General features: G+C 62.5%; 14 protein-coding genes. 12 read left to right on the plus strand and 2 right to left on the minus strand.

The annotated features are described in order from the left end of the window. Nucleotides 1-240 precede the first annotated feature (240 nt). A complete protein-coding gene (bamA, locus tag ACIOMR_RS29805; RefSeq protein ID WP_102368638.1) occupies nucleotides 241-2613 on the minus strand; it encodes an outer membrane protein assembly factor BamA in 2373 nt (790 codons plus the stop codon). Nucleotides 2614-2826: 213 nt separating this feature from the next. Between bamA and ACIOMR_RS29810 the strand changes: the two genes are divergently transcribed. The 3 genes from ACIOMR_RS29810 to ACIOMR_RS29820 all read left to right on the plus strand — a co-directional run bounded on the left by ACIOMR_RS29810 (nucleotide 2827) and on the right by ACIOMR_RS29820 (nucleotide 5317). Beyond that, on the plus strand, nucleotides 2827-3510 hold the full coding sequence (locus ACIOMR_RS29810) for a response regulator transcription factor (protein ID WP_003211262.1): 684 nt from the start codon (nucleotides 2827-2829) through the stop codon (nucleotides 3508-3510). Continuing rightward, nucleotides 3507-4787 carry a HAMP domain-containing sensor histidine kinase gene (locus ACIOMR_RS29815; RefSeq protein ID WP_032898573.1) on the plus strand — a complete coding sequence of 427 codons (1281 nt, stop codon included), beginning with the start codon at nucleotides 3507-3509 and terminating at the stop codon, nucleotides 4785-4787. Before ACIOMR_RS29810 ends, ACIOMR_RS29815 begins: the two co-directional genes overlap by 4 nt. An 80-nt stretch (nucleotides 4788-4867) precedes the next feature. Continuing rightward, nucleotides 4868-5317 carry a hypothetical protein gene (locus ACIOMR_RS29820; protein ID WP_177021191.1) on the plus strand — a complete coding sequence of 150 codons (450 nt, stop codon included), beginning with the start codon at nucleotides 4868-4870 and terminating at the stop codon, nucleotides 5315-5317. Between the two features lie 106 nt (nucleotides 5318-5423). Here the strand turns inward: ACIOMR_RS29820 and ACIOMR_RS29825 are convergent, their stop codons facing one another. Next, complete coding sequence (locus ACIOMR_RS29825) at nucleotides 5424-8249, minus strand: ATP-binding protein (protein WP_401197984.1); 2826 nt, start codon at nucleotides 8247-8249, stop codon at nucleotides 5424-5426. 577 nt (nucleotides 8250-8826) lie between these two features. On the opposite strand from ACIOMR_RS29825, the gene ACIOMR_RS29830 reads away from it, so the two are divergent. The 9 genes from ACIOMR_RS29830 to ACIOMR_RS29870 all read left to right on the plus strand — a co-directional run bounded on the left by ACIOMR_RS29830 (nucleotide 8827) and on the right by ACIOMR_RS29870 (nucleotide 15520). After that, a complete protein-coding gene (locus ACIOMR_RS29830; RefSeq protein ID WP_003211270.1) occupies nucleotides 8827-9099 on the plus strand; it encodes a DUF2282 domain-containing protein in 273 nt (90 codons plus the stop codon). Then, nucleotides 9096-9524 (plus strand): DoxX family protein, encoded by a 429-nt coding sequence (locus ACIOMR_RS29835; RefSeq protein ID WP_003211272.1) that lies wholly within the window; start codon nucleotides 9096-9098, stop codon nucleotides 9522-9524. Before ACIOMR_RS29830 ends, ACIOMR_RS29835 begins: the two co-directional genes overlap by 4 nt. 45 nt (nucleotides 9525-9569) lie before the next feature. Next, nucleotides 9570-10337, plus strand: a complete 768-nt coding sequence (locus tag ACIOMR_RS29840) for an alpha/beta fold hydrolase (protein WP_003211274.1) — start codon at nucleotides 9570-9572, stop codon at nucleotides 10335-10337. A gap of 25 nt (nucleotides 10338-10362) precedes the next feature. After that, complete coding sequence (locus tag ACIOMR_RS29845) at nucleotides 10363-10635, plus strand: hypothetical protein (RefSeq protein WP_003211275.1); 273 nt, start codon at nucleotides 10363-10365, stop codon at nucleotides 10633-10635. 56 nt (nucleotides 10636-10691) lie between these two features. Beyond that, complete coding sequence (locus ACIOMR_RS29850; RefSeq protein ID WP_087695391.1) at nucleotides 10692-11543, plus strand: DUF692 domain-containing protein; 852 nt, start codon at nucleotides 10692-10694, stop codon at nucleotides 11541-11543. Beyond that, the gene (locus tag ACIOMR_RS29855) at nucleotides 11540-12316 is read left to right on the plus strand and encodes a DNA-binding domain-containing protein (protein WP_177010092.1); all 777 of its coding nucleotides are present in this window, start codon (nucleotides 11540-11542) and stop codon (nucleotides 12314-12316) included. Before ACIOMR_RS29850 ends, ACIOMR_RS29855 begins: the two co-directional genes overlap by 4 nt. Before the next feature lie 4 nt (nucleotides 12317-12320). Continuing rightward, nucleotides 12321-12857 carry an alpha/beta fold hydrolase gene (locus tag ACIOMR_RS29860; protein ID WP_177010091.1) on the plus strand — a complete coding sequence of 179 codons (537 nt, stop codon included), beginning with the start codon at nucleotides 12321-12323 and terminating at the stop codon, nucleotides 12855-12857. 92 nt (nucleotides 12858-12949) lie between these two features. Further along, nucleotides 12950-14314, plus strand: a complete 1365-nt coding sequence (locus ACIOMR_RS29865) for an MFS transporter (protein WP_023658995.1) — start codon at nucleotides 12950-12952, stop codon at nucleotides 14312-14314. A 75-nt stretch (nucleotides 14315-14389) separates the two neighbouring features. Further along, nucleotides 14390-15520: an MFS transporter gene (locus tag ACIOMR_RS29870; RefSeq protein WP_017478989.1), complete on the plus strand. Its 1131-nt coding sequence runs from the start codon at nucleotides 14390-14392 to the stop codon at nucleotides 15518-15520. The last annotated feature ends 226 nt before the right edge of the window (nucleotides 15521-15746 follow it).

Consider the following 15746-nt stretch of genomic DNA (forward strand, 5'->3'; position numbering starts at 1 on the left):
TTCGCGAGCAAGCCCGCTCCCACATTTGGACCGTGCCCGCTTTAGCTTTTGATTTGGCTTTTAAACACTCAAGCCGGCCGGTAGGCCGCTGTGCTCTTGATCCGCTTTTGATCTTGATCTTGGGCGCCCCGTTAAACCACGCTGGCCGAACTGGACTTTTGCGCTTTTCAAAAGTGAGCCGCTGTAAGAGCGGAACCAATAGCGGCCATAACCGCAGAAACGGATATGTACCCAGGCAGATCAGAAATTCTGCCCCATGGAGAACTGGAACACCTGCTTGGTCGCATTCTCCGGGGTACGAACCGGCAACGCCAGGTTGATACTCAACGGCCCCAACGGGCTGTACCACGTAGCCCCAACCCCCACAGATGCACCCAGCTGACTCAGGTCAACCCCATTACAACCCTGGGTAGTACTGAGGGCACACTTGTCCGAATAAACGTTACCCACATCCCAGAACACAGACGTACGCACCGACTTATTATCTTTAAGGAACGGCATCGGAAACAGATATTCCGCCCCCCCGGTAATCAGGATGTTGCCCCCCAACGCCTCGGGACTGCGGTCGCTGTAGTACTGCTGGCCCGCACTGGCATACGCCCCGGTCGCCGGCGTACTGCGCGGCCCAAGCGTGCCGCTTTCAAACCCGCGCACCGAACCTTCACCCCCGGCCGTGTAGTTTTCATAAAACGGCAGGCCGTCCGTCGAGCCGTACCCGTTGGCGTAACCGAGCTTGGTATGCAAACGCAGCGTCGTCGAATTGGTGATCGGCACAAATGTCTGCCCGGAATAATCGAGTTTGTAGAAACTCAAGTCACTGCCCGGAAGCGTCACCGTCAGGTTCAGGTTCTGCGAGTAACCACGGGTCGGCATCACGCCTTTGTTCAACGTCGACTCCGACCACCCAAGGTTGGCCTTGAAGTTCGTGAACTCACTGCCTTCGCGCTGAAGAAAATCGTAAATCTCATCAGAGCTGTAGATGCCCGGGTCGATACTGTCGTGTTGCACCGTCAGGCCGAAACTCAACCGCGAGGTTTCATTGATCGGGTAGCCGAGTGTGGCCCCCAGGCCGTAACTGTTGATGGAGTAGTAGGAAACACCGCTGCCATCGTCGTAGTAGTTGTTGTAATCGGTGGCACTGTAGAACGCGTTATAGCCCAGGCTCACCCCGTCCGGCGTGAAGTAGGGGTTGGTAAAGCCAATGTTGTACTTGCTCTGGTACTGCGAGCGGGTCAGGCCCAGGCTGGCATAATCTCCGGTGCCCAGGAAGTTGTTCTGGGTGATCGAACCGCCAAGGATCAGCCCGGCATCCTGGGCAAAACCGACGCTGGCGGTAATCGAGCCGGACGCTTGTTCTTCGACCGCGTAGTTCACATCAAGCTGGTCGTCGACCCCCGCCACGGCCGGGGTTTCGACGTTGACCTCCTTGAAGAAGCCCAGGCGCTCAAGGCGAACCTTGGACTGGTCGATCAGGTAGGTCGACGCCCAGCCACCTTCCATCTGGCGCATTTCCCGGCGCAGCACCTGGTCGTCGGTCTTGGTGTTGCCACGGAAGTTGATGCGGTTCACATAGGCCCGTTTGCCCGGGTCGACCGCAAACACGATGTCCACGCTGTGGTCTTCATCGTGGGGCGTGGGCATGCCGTTGACGTTGGCGAAGGTGTAGCCGTCGTTACCCAGGCGCCGGGTGATCAGGTCCGAGGTGGTGGTCATCAGCTTGCGCGAGAACACCTGGCCTTTCTGCACCAGCAACAGGGCTTCAAGCTGGTCCTGGGGCACTTTCAAGTCGCCGCTGAGCTTCACGTCACGCACCGTGTATTTCTCGCCTTCGTTGATGTTGACGGTGATATAGACGTGCTTCTTGTCCGGGGTGATGGACACCTGGGTCGAGGTGATGTCCATGTTGATATAACCACGGTCCAGGTAATAGGAGCGCAGGCGTTCCAGGTCCCCGGTGAGTTTTTCACGGGCGTACTTGTCATCGTTGGTGAAGAACGAGAGCCAGTTGCTGGTCTTGAGGGTGAACGTGCCGATCAGTTCCTTGTCGGTAAACACGTGGTTGCCCACCACGTTGATGTGCTGGATCGCGGCCACGGAGCCTTCGTCGATCTTGACCTTCAGGCCCACGCGGTTACGCGGCTGCGGCAGCACTTCGGTGTCGACCGTGGCCGAATAGCGACCCTGGGCCACGTACTGGCGCTGCAGTTCGTTGCGCATGCCTTCCAGGGTGGCGCGCTGGAAGATCTCGCCCTCGGCCAGGCCCGACTGCTTCATGCCCTTGAGCAGGTCTTCGGTGGAGATGGCCTTGTTGCCTTCGAACTCGATGCTGGACACCGATGGGCGCTCGACCACATTGATGATCAGCACCGTGCCGTCGCGGCTCAATTGGATGTCCTGGAAGAAGCCGGTCTTGAACAACGCACGGGTGGAATCCACCAGCCGTCGGTCATCCGCTTCGTCCCCCACGTTCAGCGGCAAGGCACCAAACACGCTGCCCGCCGAGACCCGTTGCAGACCGTTGATACGGATATCCGAGATTTTGAAGGCTTCAGCGTGTGCAAGTGTGACATTGAGCAGCAGCGCAACCGAGCAGAGCAGGCGCGAAAAATTCATCAAGATCTTTTCCAGAACACATCGACAAGCAGCGCAAGCGCGCCGGGATGACTCGCCGCAGACGGGTCACCACAACGCGGCCAGACGGGTGGACGGCAAGCATAAGAGCGGCGCGGGTTTGGTGCGGTTAACCAAGTGTCAAGTTAGGTAAAGGTTGGCCCCGGGGCGATGAGGCTGGGCGATACTGTGGGGGTACCCTTTCACGAGCTCGCCATGATCCGCGTATTGCTAGTCGACGATGACCAGGAACTGACTGAAATGCTGGGCCAATACCTGGAGCATGAAGGCTTTGAGGCGACCTGCGTGCACACCGGCGAGGAGGGTGAAGTTGAGGCGTTGTCGGGGCGCTACAGCATTGTGGTGCTGGACGTGATGCTGCCCAGGCTCTCGGGCATCGAGGTGCTCCGGCGTATCCGGGCCAGCAGCCAGGTGCCGGTGGTGTTGCTCACGGCCCGGGGCGACAACATCGACCGGATCACCGGGCTGGAACTCGGCGCGGACGATTATGTGCCCAAGCCCAGTTCCCCGGGTGAACTGGTGGCGCGGCTGCGCGCGATCATGCGCCGGGTGCAGCCCGTGGACCCGCCGGCCGCTGACGTGATCAAGACCGGCGCCCTGGTGCTCTGGCCCGGCAAGCGTCAGGCCCTCTGGAAAGGCTGCGCACTGGGGCTGACCAGTACCGAATTCAGCCTACTTGAAGTGCTGGCCCGGTGCGCCGGCCAGGTGGTGAGCAAAAAGGACCTGTCGCTCAATGCCCTGGGCTGCCCGTTGACCCGCTATGACCGGCGCATCGACGTGCACATCAGCAGCATTCGCCAGAAGTTGGGCCCGCGCCCGGATGCCAAGGCCTGGATCCAGAGCGTGCGTGGCCTCGGTTACCTGTTGATCGCCGAATGATGAAACCCAGCCGGCTGTTCTGGAAACTGTTCCTGGCCTTTTGGCTGGCCACCAGCCTGACGTTCCTGGTGGGCTTGAGCATTCTCGTGGCGGGCAGCCTGGGCCCCGGGGACCATCATCTGGATGCGATCCTGGCCAGCGAAGAACAGTTGCTGGAACAGTACGGTGTCGAGTCGGGCCGCCAGCTCCTGGCGGTGTGGCAGCCACCCCACGGCCAAGCCATTGGCGTTTATGACAGTGCCGGTCAATTGCTGGCCGGCACGCCGGTCTCGCAGGTGGCTTATGAAAAGTCGCTGATCAGCAAGGACGGGGCCGCGCTGTCCCTCAGGTCTTCCCATCCTCCCCACGAACCCGGGCGCCTGGGCCACTGGATCCCGCTGATCATCGGCACGCTGATGAGCGCGCTTTTCAGTGGGTACATGGCCTACTACCTGGCGTGGCCGTTGGCTTATCTGCGGCGGGCGATGGGCGACGTTGCGCTGGGCCGCTTCGAAACCCGGGTGCGGCCGATGATGGGCAAGCGCCGTGATGAAATCGTCGACCTGGCCGAAGACTGCGACCGCATGGCCAACCAGCTCAAGCTGCTGGTGGAGGCCCAGCAACAGCTGTTGCACGACATCTCCCATGAACTGCGCTCACCGTTGACGCGCCTGCAAGTGGCCATCGGGCTGTTGCAGCAAGACCCGGCACGCCAGGAAATGCTCGGGCGCATCCAGCGTGAATCGGCGCGCATGGACACGCTGATCGAGGCGCTGCTGACCCTGGCGCGTGTGCAGGGCCGTCCCGAAAGCATCGAGCGCGAGCCGGTGGATATCGTCGAATTGCTGGCCGTGATTGTCGAGGATGCTCAGTTCGAGGCGGGTATCAAAGGCTGCAGTGTCAGCTTGCAGGCGTGTCCGGACTTTGTCAGTCGGGCCAGCGGCGAGCTGCTGTATCGGTGTTTCGAAAATGTCATTCGAAATGCCGTGCGCTACACGCAGCCTGATACTACGGTGCGGGTTTCGGCGGAGGTCAGCCCCGACACCCGTTGGCTGCGGGTATTGATCACCGATCAGGGTCCTGGCGTTGAAAACCTGCGGTTGCGGAGTATTTTCGAGCCTTTCGAACGTGGCCCGCATGACACCGATGCCGGTTTCGGACTGGGCCTGGCGATCGCCTTGAGGTCCGTGGAAATGCATGGCGGCACCATCGAGGCGCACAACGAGCCGTCCGGCGGGTTGAGCGTGGAAATCATCCTGCCTCGGGTGGGATCTTTACATGATATTACATTGGCTTGACCGCCCTGTACGCCCTGCGCCTTTAGACTTTTCTCCTGCGTGAGCTGATGTTCAGTGACGCCATTGGCGTGGAGGTGGCGATGTTTCAGGTGCACAAAAAAGGCTTCGTGGCCGGCAAGAAAATGGTCGACGGCCTGGTGCCTTACGATTTCTTCTGTGAAGACAGCCCGGCGATCAACCTGTTCGTGTTTACCGGCTCTGCGGCCCTCGGCCAAACCGTGGAAGAGCAGACATTGTGGGGCTTTACCCGGCTGGAGCGGTTTGAAGCCATGACCGGCGCCCTGGTGGCGAACAAGAAGAACGACGGCTGGTTTCAAAGCGTCAACGTGCTCACCGGGCCCAGCCAGAACGGCACCCAAAGTGTGAAATTCCAGCGCGTGCTGAAGATCATCAAGCACGCCACCGCCACGGGCCGCGCGACCAGCAAGTTTGAATATGAGATTCATACGGATGAAGGCGACACCTACTTCACCCGCCGACCCGCTGCACCCGACAGTGCGCAAACCGTCATTTATGCGGCGGATCAATAGCGCGGCTGCCGGAGTTCAAAAAGAGCGAAAAGGGGACAGATTTATTTATAAAATAAATCTGTCCCCTTTTTACCGTCCCCTTTTTACCGTTACATGCCGGCAGCCTCTACCGGTGCTGAAACCTTGGCAACGAAGCAATCCGCATCTTCGGCTCCTGCAACCTGGCCAGGTCACTGGCAATCTGCGCCCGCCAGAAATGCGCCCCGGCCAGTTGCGCATCCACCCACGCCTGGCGCAGCAACACCTTGGCCTTGTCCACCGACCCGTACTGGGCCTGGCGCAGAATCAGCTGCGCCTTGATCCGCAACATCTGCGGCACGAACCAGCGCTCATGCCGGCCCAGCGCCAATTGCAGGGTGTCTTCCAACACCTCCAGCGCCAGTTTCTCCAGGCCCAGCCGCGCCAGCCCCAGGGCGTATTCACAACGCAGCAAGCTATAAAGCTGGCTGTCGCCTTGGCCATGCAGGTGATGCAAGGCCTCACCCAGCAACGGCACGCCTTCTTCGGGCGACCCCTGGCGGATCAGCAGGATGCTCTCGAAGCACAGTCGAAACTGACGCCAGATGTGCAGGTCCTGTTGGGTCGTGCTGTCTTGCAGCAAGCCCAGGTAGTACCGCACCTTGGGCAGGTTGGACGCCAACAGCGCCAGGGGAATTGCCCCCAGGCACAGGGTGTACCAGAGTGTCGCGGGGTGATCGAGGGTGATGGCTTCATCGACGCAACTGCCGATCAGGCGCAGTGCCGGGTCGACGTCGCCTTCCAGCAACTGCACCTGTGCCTTGAGGCAGCGGGCGGCGATGCGCTGGTCAAAATGCACGTCGATAATGTGCGAGCGCGGGGCTGACGGTGACCCCAGTGCCTCGTCGATATTCTGTCGGGCGCCGGCCAGGTCGCCCATGTGAAACAACGCCAGCGCGCGCATGCGTTTACCCAGCAGTTGCTGGTTGCCGCAGTTGTTCAGGCTGATGTAGCGCTCGGCCAATTCCAGTGCTTCGGCGTACTGGTTGCAGCCGCAGCGGTCACTCCACAGGCCCCACAGCGCCCGCAGCTTGTGCTCGGCATCGCCCAGGTAGCGGGCGTCTTCACGCACCTGGCGCCAGGCTTCGCGCATTGGCCCGCCGGTGCCATAGGTGAGCATCAGCACGCTGGCCAGGGCGGTTTGCAACAGCATGCGCTGGCGCAGCGGCAGCGGGGTGGTGGCGGCGCTGGCCAGGCCTTTGTCGACCCAGGTGCGGCACTCGCTGACCAGCGACAGGCGCAGCCACAGCGGCACACCGCCCAGGGTCAGTTCGATGCCGGTGGGCAGGTCGCCCGAGGCTGAAAAGGCCCACTCCAGCGCGGTGCGGATGGTGTTGATTTCCGGGCCGTAGAGGCCGATCCAGGTCTCGGGAGAAAGCCCGTCGAGGGTCTGCCCGGCTTCCTGCAATACGCCCAGCGCATACAGTGCATGACGCTGGCGGGTGGCGTCGGCTTCGCCGTGTTCGTTGAGTTTCTCCAGGGCGTAGGCGCGGGTGGTTTCCAGCAGGCGGTAGCGCTTGAGCAACTGCGATTCACCGGCGATCAGCAGCGACTTGTCCATCAGGCTTTCCAGCAAGGGCAGGGCATTGCGTGCATCGAGGGTGCTGCTGGCGGTCATGGCCTTGACCGCGTCCAGGGTAAAAGAACCGGTGAACACCGCCAGTTGGCGCAACATGGCCTGTTCGTCGCCGGTGAGCATCGAGTAGGTCCAGTCCAGGGTCGCGCTCAGTGAACGGTGGCGGGCGAGGGCGGTGCGCCGGCCGGTCATTTGCAGGCGGAAGCTGCCGTCGAGCAACCCCACCAGGTCCTGGATGCCAAAGGTGCGGACCCGCGCTGCGGCGATTTCGATGGCCAGGGCGTTGCTATCGAGCTTGCGACAGATGGCGCTGGCGGCGGCGACGTCGGTGTCCTTGAACACGAAGCCGGGGTCGAGGGCCTTGACCCGTTCGATGAACAGGGCGATGCCCGACCAGGTCATGGCTTGCTCGGCACTCAAGTTCACGTCTTCGTCCGGCACCAGCAACGGGGCGAGGTCGTGCACCCGTTCGCCCTCGGCCCGCAGCGGCTCGCGGCTGGTGGTCAGCACGCAGCACTGGGGCGCGCAACGCAGCAGCACCTCGACCGCGTCGGCGGTGGCTTGCAGCACGTGTTCGCAGTTGTCGAGCACCAGCAGCAACGGGCTGTTGGCGAGCATCGAGGCCACGCTTTGCAAGGGCTCGTCACTTACGCTTTGAATGCCCAGGGCGTTGGCGAGCATGCCGGCCACCCATTGGCCGCTGGTGGCGGGTGCCAGGTCGACGAAGCACATGCCCTGGTGAAAGCGGCCCTGCAGCAGTTGCGCCACGGCCAGGGCCACGGTGGTCTTGCCGATGCCGCCGGGGCCGGTGATGGTCACGAAACGCTGGCTCAGTACCTGGTCGGCCAGGCTCAGGATCAGCTGTTCGCGGCCAATCACCGTGGTGGGCGCCGGTTGCAGGTTCGGTGCCTCTACTGTCGGGGCGGGCAGCAGGGCCTGGGTCATAGCGCCTTCACTCACCGCCTGCATCGTCACCGGCGCGACAAACCGATAACCCCGGCCTGGCACGGTGACGATGTAGCTGAAGTTGCCGTCATCCCCCAGCGCCCGGCGCAGCGCAACGATCTGCGCGCGCAGGTTACATTCCTCCACCACCACCTTGGGCCAGGCGAAAGAGATCAGCTCGGACTTTTCCAGCAACTCGCCAGCCCGGCTGGCGAGGGCGATCAGCAGGTACAAGGCGCGGCTGCCGAGGGTCACCGGCTCGCCGTTGCGCAGCAATACATGCTGGCGCGCCAACAAGAGAAAGGGGCCAAAACCGATTGCATTCTCGGTGTGGTCCGGGGCCTGGGGGACGAGGTCCGTGAAGGACGCTGCGGGGTATTTGCTCGAACTCATCAATTTGTCCTTTTTTTGTAGTCGGGCTTGTTATTGGCGATCAGGCCATTCGCCCTTTTGGGTGCTTACGTGCGGCAGCAGGCTTGGAGAGTTGAAGTCGATCAAAAAGGTGAGAGTTGACGCCCTCCTTTGGGGCATGGACGTTGTTATAGGGCGCGGGGCCGTTGGGTTTCAGGCGATGAGACTGTTTCAATTTAGAAACATTTTATTACTAGAAAACCTGATGTAGCAGAATGTATGCCAGTTGGCATGTAACAAAGATGACAACAACCGTATGAAATTTATGGGGATTTTTGAGGTCGTCGAAAGCGGGGGAAGGTGGGTGTTCGGAAAGGCGAATATTTCTAATTGTGTCGTTCGGGATGCCGAATAAAACGGCGGTGGTTTGGCGTGGTTTTTTTGGCTGTGTATCAGACTGTGTATCAGCACCCATCTGATACACCGGCATGAATAGAAGGAGGAAACGCGACACAGACGGGATACACGCCTGGCTTTAAATCTGTCTACCAGATGGCGCAGGCGGTCACCCACCGCACAAGCGCCCTGGCCACATTCAGTCAAGCCAGGAGATTCAACAATGAAGCGCCATTACGCAGCCCTTGCCGCCACCCTCGCACTGTCCCTCGGTGCCTTCGCCGCCACCGCCCATGCCGAGGATGCCAAGCCTCAGGAAAAATGCTTCGGCGTGTCCCTCGCCGGTGCCAACGATTGCGCCGCCGGTGCCGGGACTTCCTGCGCCGGCACCGCCAAGGCGGATTACCAGGGCAACGCCTGGGTGCTGGTGGACAAAGGCACCTGCACCCAGATCAAAACCCCCAAAGGCTTCGGCAGCCTGACGGAACAACCATGATTGCCCTGGCCCCTGCGGTGCTCAAGCGTGTGCTGCCTGAGGCGCTGCTGTTGCTGGTGGCCCGCCTCGGGATCGCTTCGGTGTTTTTCCTCTCGGGCCGCACCAAGGTGACCGGTTTCCTGCAGCTCAAGCCGTCGACCTACACCTTGTTTCGCTCGGAATACGCCTTGCCGCTGGTGCCGCCGGACTGGGCAGCGCACCTGGCGACCTATGCCGAGCATCTGTTCCCGCTGTTGCTGGTGCTGGGCCTGCTGACCCGCCCGGCGGCTGCCGCGCTGTTGGGCATGACCCTGGTGATCGAGGTGTTCGTGTACCCCGACGCCTGGCCGACCCACCTGACCTGGGCGGGCTTGTTGCTGCCGCTGCTGGCGTATGGCGGCGGGGCCTGGTCACTGGACCGCGTGCTGTCCGGCCAACGCCGTTAACCCTTTCACAACAATGATCAGGCCCCAAGGCCTGTGGAGAGTCGCATGCGTATTCTTTCTTCCCTGGCGATCGCCATGGCACTCGCTACACCGTTGGTGGCCTCGGCCGCCGATGCAGCCAAGCCCCAGCCGGGCACCGGTAAAAGCGTGGTGATCGTGCCCGGTTCCTTTGTCGACGGCTCCGGCTGGCGAGTGGTGCACGACATCCTGATTCACAAGGGCTACAAGGTCACCGTGGTGCATCAGGGCCATGAAAGCCTCGCAGCCGACGTGGCCGAGGCCCGCGAAGTGCTGGAGCAGCAGGTCGGCCCGGTGGTGCTGGTGGGGCACAGCTCCGGCGGCGGGGTGATCTCGATTGCCGGTGACCGCGACAAGGTCAAGTCGATGGTCTATGTCTCGGCCCTGCAACCGGAAGTCGGCGAGAACATGAGCCAGCTGCTGTCGTCGATGCCGGCGCCGAGCAATGACGTGATGCAGACTCGCGACGGGCATCTGTTCTTTGATCGCACCAAGTTCAATGCCGACTTTGCTGCCGACCTGACCACCAACCGCACCGACTTCATGGCCGCCTCCCAGGTGCCGGCCACCACCGCGCTGTTCGGCGGCACCGTGTGGGCCGCGGCCTGGCACAAGAAGCCGACCTACGCCGTGGTGTCCACCGAAGACCGTGCCCTGAGCCCCGATCTGCAGCGCTGGATGTACAAGCGCGCCGGCTCGAAAGTCACTGAAATCAAGGCCAGCCACTCGGTGTACATCTCCCAGCCCGAGGCTGTGGCGAAGGTCATCGAAGACGCGGCATCCGTCATCAAATAAACCCCACCCCCGAGGAGTAATACCCATGAGCACATCCATCAAATCCCGCTTGAGCCTTGCCACTGCTGCCGCCCTGATCGCCATGGCGTCCGCTTCCTTCGCGGCCGCCGCCAGCGCCGCCGACCAGCCGGAACAGCCGGGTCGCTGCTACGGCGTGAACAACTGCAAGGGCGAAAGCCTGTGCGCCACGGCCAAGAACGATTGCAAGGGCCTCAACAGCTGCAAGGGCCAGGGCGTTGTCGTCAAGACCCCGTCCGAGTGCCTGAAGCTGGGCGGCACCACTACCGAACCGAAGTAACACCCCGGCGGGCCCAGGTTGGGCCCGCCGCCTATTTATGCAACGGAGACCACATGATGCCGACACCCAACCCGCGTTTTCCAGGCTATGGCCTGGGGCTGCGCAAGGAACACTACAGCGAGTTCCTGGAGAACCCGGTGGCGGTGGATTTCGTTGAAGTGATCTCCGAGAATTTCATGGTCGCGGGCGGCCAGCCCCGGCACATCCTGCGCCAGATTCGAGAGCGGTATCCGGTGGCGCTGCACGGGGTGTCGATGTCGATCGGCACGGCCGAGGGCCTCGATCGCGATTACCTGAAACGCCTCAAGTCGCTGGTGGACGAGATCGAACCGCTGTTTGTGTCCGACCACTTGAGCTGGTCCCGCAGCGGGGGTTTCAACTCCCATGATCTGTTGCCGGTGCCTTACACCCATGAGGCATTGGACCGGGTCTGCGCCAATATCGACCTGGCTCAAGAAGTGTTGGGCCGCACGATGCTGTTTGAAAACCCGTCCAGCTACCTGGCCTTTGATGGCGCGTCCATGAGCGAGTGGGAATTCATCGCCGCCATGTCCCGGCGCACCGGCTGCGAGCTGTTGCTGGACGTCAATAATGTGTTTGTCAGCGCCAGCAACCATGGCTTTGACGCTCTCGCGTTTCTCGACGGGATTCCGGCCGAGCGGGTCCGGCAAATTCACCTGGCCGGCCATAGCCAGGGCCGCGATTTGCTGATCGACAGCCACGACAGCCCGGTGTGTGATGGCGTCTGGGACTTGTATGCCAAGGCCGTTGCGTTGCTCGGCCCGGTCGCCACGATGATCGAGCGCGATGACGAGATCCCGCCCCTGGCAGAGCTGCTGGAGGAGCTGTCGATCGCCCGCATGCTCGGTGCCTCCGAGGCCTACAAGCGTGCGCAGGTGCGCTCATGAATCTCGCGCAATGGCAGCAGGCTTTTCATACCTGGCTGGTGAGTGCCTCGGAGCAGTCGGCCGAGATGTTGGGTAACAAGGCCGCGGGACTGGCGGTGTATCAGAACAACTACCGCGCGCAATTGGTGGGTTGCCTGGAACAGGCGTTTCCCAACCTGCGGCGCTGGGTCGGGGACGAGGCGTTCCTGGCCGCGTGCGTCAGCCATATCGACCGGCATCCGCCCCATGCCTGGACCCTGGACGTCTATCCCGAGGGTTTTCACCTGACCCTGGGCGAACTGTTCCCCAACAATCCCGACGTGCATGAACTGGCCTGGATCGAGTCGTCGCTCAATGAAGCGTTTGTCGCCGCCGATGCCAGCCCGTTGCCCATGGACGTGCTGGCGTCGGTGGATTGGGACACGGCACGCCTGCAACTCACGCCGTCGCTGCGCTGCCATGGGCTGACCACCAACGCCGAGGCGATCTGGTCGGCATTGTGGCAGCAAACCCCGGCGCCCGAGGCGCTGATGCTGGCCGAGGCCGGTGGGCTGCTGGTGTGGCGTCGCCAGTTCACCTCGCGCTTGCGGCAAGTCGAGGCTTTGGAGTTCCAGGCGTTGGTGCACCTGCAAGGTGACGGCAGTTTCGCCGGGTTGTGCGAGTTTCTGGTGGAGCGCCTGGGGGAGGAGGAGGGCGTGGCAAAAGCCGGTGAGTGGCTGGCCGGCTGGATCGGCAGCGAGTTGATTGTGGGGGTTGTTGACGACCTTCCAGTGTCGAATTTTTCGGAGCTATAAACCCATGTCTTTTTTCAATCGCCGTCGCTTTCTGATTTCCACCGCCATTGCTTCAGTGGCGTTGTCACTGCCGGTATGGGCGGCGCCTGCGCCCTGGACGATCCGCCAGGTCAGCACCGACCTGCTGGATATCGGCTACTACGAAGCCGGCCCGGAAGGCGGCCGGCCGATCATTTTGCTGCATGGGGCTGACGGCGACCTTGAGCGTTTTGCCGAGGTCTCGCCGCATCTGGTGTCCCAAGGCTTTCGGGTAGTCATCCCGTACCTGCGAGGCCATGGCAGCACCACGCAACTGGACAAGGCTGCGCCCGCCGTCACTCAGGAAGTCGTTCTCGGCCAGGACGTTCTGGACCTGATGAACGCCTTGCACATTCCCGAGGCTGTGCTGGGTGGGTTCGATCTCGGCGGTCGTGCCGTCACGGCAGCGGCGACCTTGCGGCCAAGCCGTTGCGTGGCATTGGTCACCGTCAACAGCGCGCCGCAGCCCGCCCTGGCCGAGGTGCTGGTGCAGATGGCGCAGATGGGCAAATGGCGCACCTGAACATGAATATTTGGACAGTCGCGCATTTGCCCGCTGAAAAAAAAGGCCGCTGCCCGTAATCTAGACGCCTTTGCCACGTGTGCGGATTGTCCATGTCTTCAGTAGCTGATGGGTTGCCCAGTGATAAGCGTCTAGCGGCGGTTGTTGCCATTTCCCTGGGGATCGGCATGGCGACCCTCGACACGGCCATCGTCAACACCGCGTTGCCGACCCTGGCCGAAGGGATTGGCACCGACTCCGCTTCGGTAATCTGGGTGGTCAATGCCTACCAGTTGGCGACCATTGCCGCGGTACTGCCCTTTGCGTCCCTGAGTGATGTGGTCGGCCACCGCCGGGTGTTCCTCGGCGGCTTGCTGGTGTTTGTGGTGGCGTCGCTGTTTTGCGGGCTGGCCTGGTCACTGCCGACGCTGACTGCCGCCCGGGTGGTGCAGGGCCTGGGCGCTGCGGCAATCATGAGCGTCAACATTGCGCTGCTGCGGCACATCTACCCGGCAAAAATCCTCGGCCGAGGGCTGGGGTATAACTCATTGGTGGTGGGGCTGGCCTTTACCCTGGGGCCGACGGCGGCGTCGGCGATTCTGTCGGTGGCTACCTGGCACTGGTTGTACCTGATCAACCTGCCCCTGGGGGCACTGGCCCTGTGGCTCGGGGTGCGGGCGATTCCGGTGATCCCGATCACCGGGCATGCCTTCGACCGGCTGGCGGCAATTCTCTGCGCCGGGTTGTTTGCCCTGCTGGTGCTGGGCCTGGGCTCGGCGGTGCACGGTGCGCAGGCGGTGTTGACGCTGGGGCTGATCGCCGTGGCGCTGCTGTGCGGGCTGTTGCTGATCCGCCGTCAGGCCGGGCACCCGGCGCCGATGCTTGCGGTGGATCTGTTCAAGCGCCCGCTGTTCACCTTGTCGGCCCTCACCGCGATTTGCGCGTTCAGCGCCCAGGGACTGGCGTTTGTGTCGCTGCCGTTCCTGTTGCAAACCGTGTTGGGGCACAGCCAGGTGGCCACCGGTTTCCTGATGACGCCGTGGCCGGCGGTGGTCGCGGTGATGGCGCTGATTGCCGGGCGCTTGGCGGACCGTATCTCCCTGGCGTTGTTGTGCGGCATCGGCCTGGTGATGTTGAGCGCGGGCATGGCCTCGCTGGCGACCCTGGGCAACGACGCCTCGACCTTCGATATCGGTTGGCGCATGGCCCTGTGTGGCGCCGGGTTCGGTTTTTTCCAGTCGCCCAACCTCAAGGCGATCATGACCAGCGCACCGATTGCCCGCAGCGGGGGAGCCAGCGGGATCGTCGCCACGTCGCGGTTGATGGGGCAGACACTCGGCGCTTCGTTGGTGGCGTTGTGTTTCCACCTGTCCCTGAGCAGCGGCCCGCAGTACGCGTTGTGGCTGGGCTGCGGGTTTGCCCTGGTGGGCGCGGTGGCCAGCGGGTTGCGCCTGATGCAGGACGGCGCCAAGGTTTAATTATTTGGGCCTTGTAAAACCTTGAGGTAGACGGCTACCGTGGCCGTCTAAATAATTCTGAATGTTTCAGCTTTTATGTCTGATCTGGCCCAACGCAGTGCTGATTCCCACTCCCGCCGTGCCGCGCTGACCCTTGGCCTGTGCCTGCCCAGTGACGTGTTGCTGTACCTGGTGCTGCCGATGGAGTCCCAGGCGTTCGGTATCACCCTGGCCCAGGCCGGGGTGCTGCTGGCGGCCAACCGCCTGGTGCGGATCTTCGGCTACAAGCATGTTCTGAATTTCTACGCCCGTAACGGTGATCGGCTGACGTGCTCCATTGCCGCCGGCGCGGCGGCGGTGTGTGCTCTTGGCAACTCGATGCTGTCCGGGTTTGCGGCCTTGCTGGGGCTGCGGTTGGTCTGGGGCCTGTGTTTTGCGGCGTTGAACCTTTCCACTCAAGTGTTGGCCACCTCTGAACCGCTGGGTGCGGCGCGGCGGGCGGGGCGGTCGCGGGCGTTGATTGCCCTGGGGCCGATGCTGGCCTTGCCGTTGGGTGGGTGGCTGACGTTGCAGGTGGGGCCGCGGCCGATCTTCTGGATTCTGGCGGTGTGTTGCCTGGTGGGGTTGTGGATGGCGCGGGGGTTGCCGACTGCGGGTCACAATTTGCATGGCACGCCGGGGCGGCGGTTCAAGTTGCCTGACAGTGTGGCGACCTGGTCGTTTATCGAAGGGGTGGCGCTGGATGGGTTGTTTATCTTTGGCCTGTCGATTCAGGCGCAGAAGCTGCTGGGTGGCAATGCGGTATTGATTGCCGGTGGGTTGATGGCGCTGCGATATGTGTCGGAGTTGCTTCTGAGTCCGCTGGGGGGGCGTGCTGCGCAGCAGTTTGGTGCTACTTCGATGTTGCTGCTGTTTTCGTTTCTCAGTGCGTTGGCGTTGGGGGCGTTTGGTAGTCATTGGGTGATTGTGGGGGCGGCGGCGGTGTTGGTGTTGCGGGCGTTGCAGTTGCCGTTGGTGACGACGCTGGTGGCGGAGCGTAATCCGGGGGCGATGCGGGTTTCGGCGTTGGCGTCGAATGCGGTGTGGCGTGATGTGGGGGCGGGGCTTGGGCCTTTGCTGGCGGGGTTGTTGTTGCCGGTGGCGTCGGCGCCTTGGGTGTTTGGCGTGGCGGGGGCGGCGATTGCGGTCAGTGCGGTGTTTTGCTGGCGGGCCAGGGGTTTAGCATGAGATGGGGGGAGGGGGGTACATATCCGTTTCTTCGGTAACGGCCACTTAGGGTTCCGCTCTTACAGCGGGTCACTTTTGGCAAACGCCCGGAATGCCGGCCCAGCCAAAAGTAACCAAAAGGTCTTTGCCCCACCACTCGGTGCCTCGCCTAGGCTCGGCATGCCCGCACTCCGGCCCGGCTCCGCGGGCCGCCGCGACGGGCCATCCATGGCCCGGCGCGGCTAAA

This window comes from Pseudomonas sp. NPDC087814 (assembly GCF_044742865.1).
Lineage (GTDB): Bacteria > Pseudomonadota > Gammaproteobacteria > Pseudomonadales > Pseudomonadaceae > Aquipseudomonas.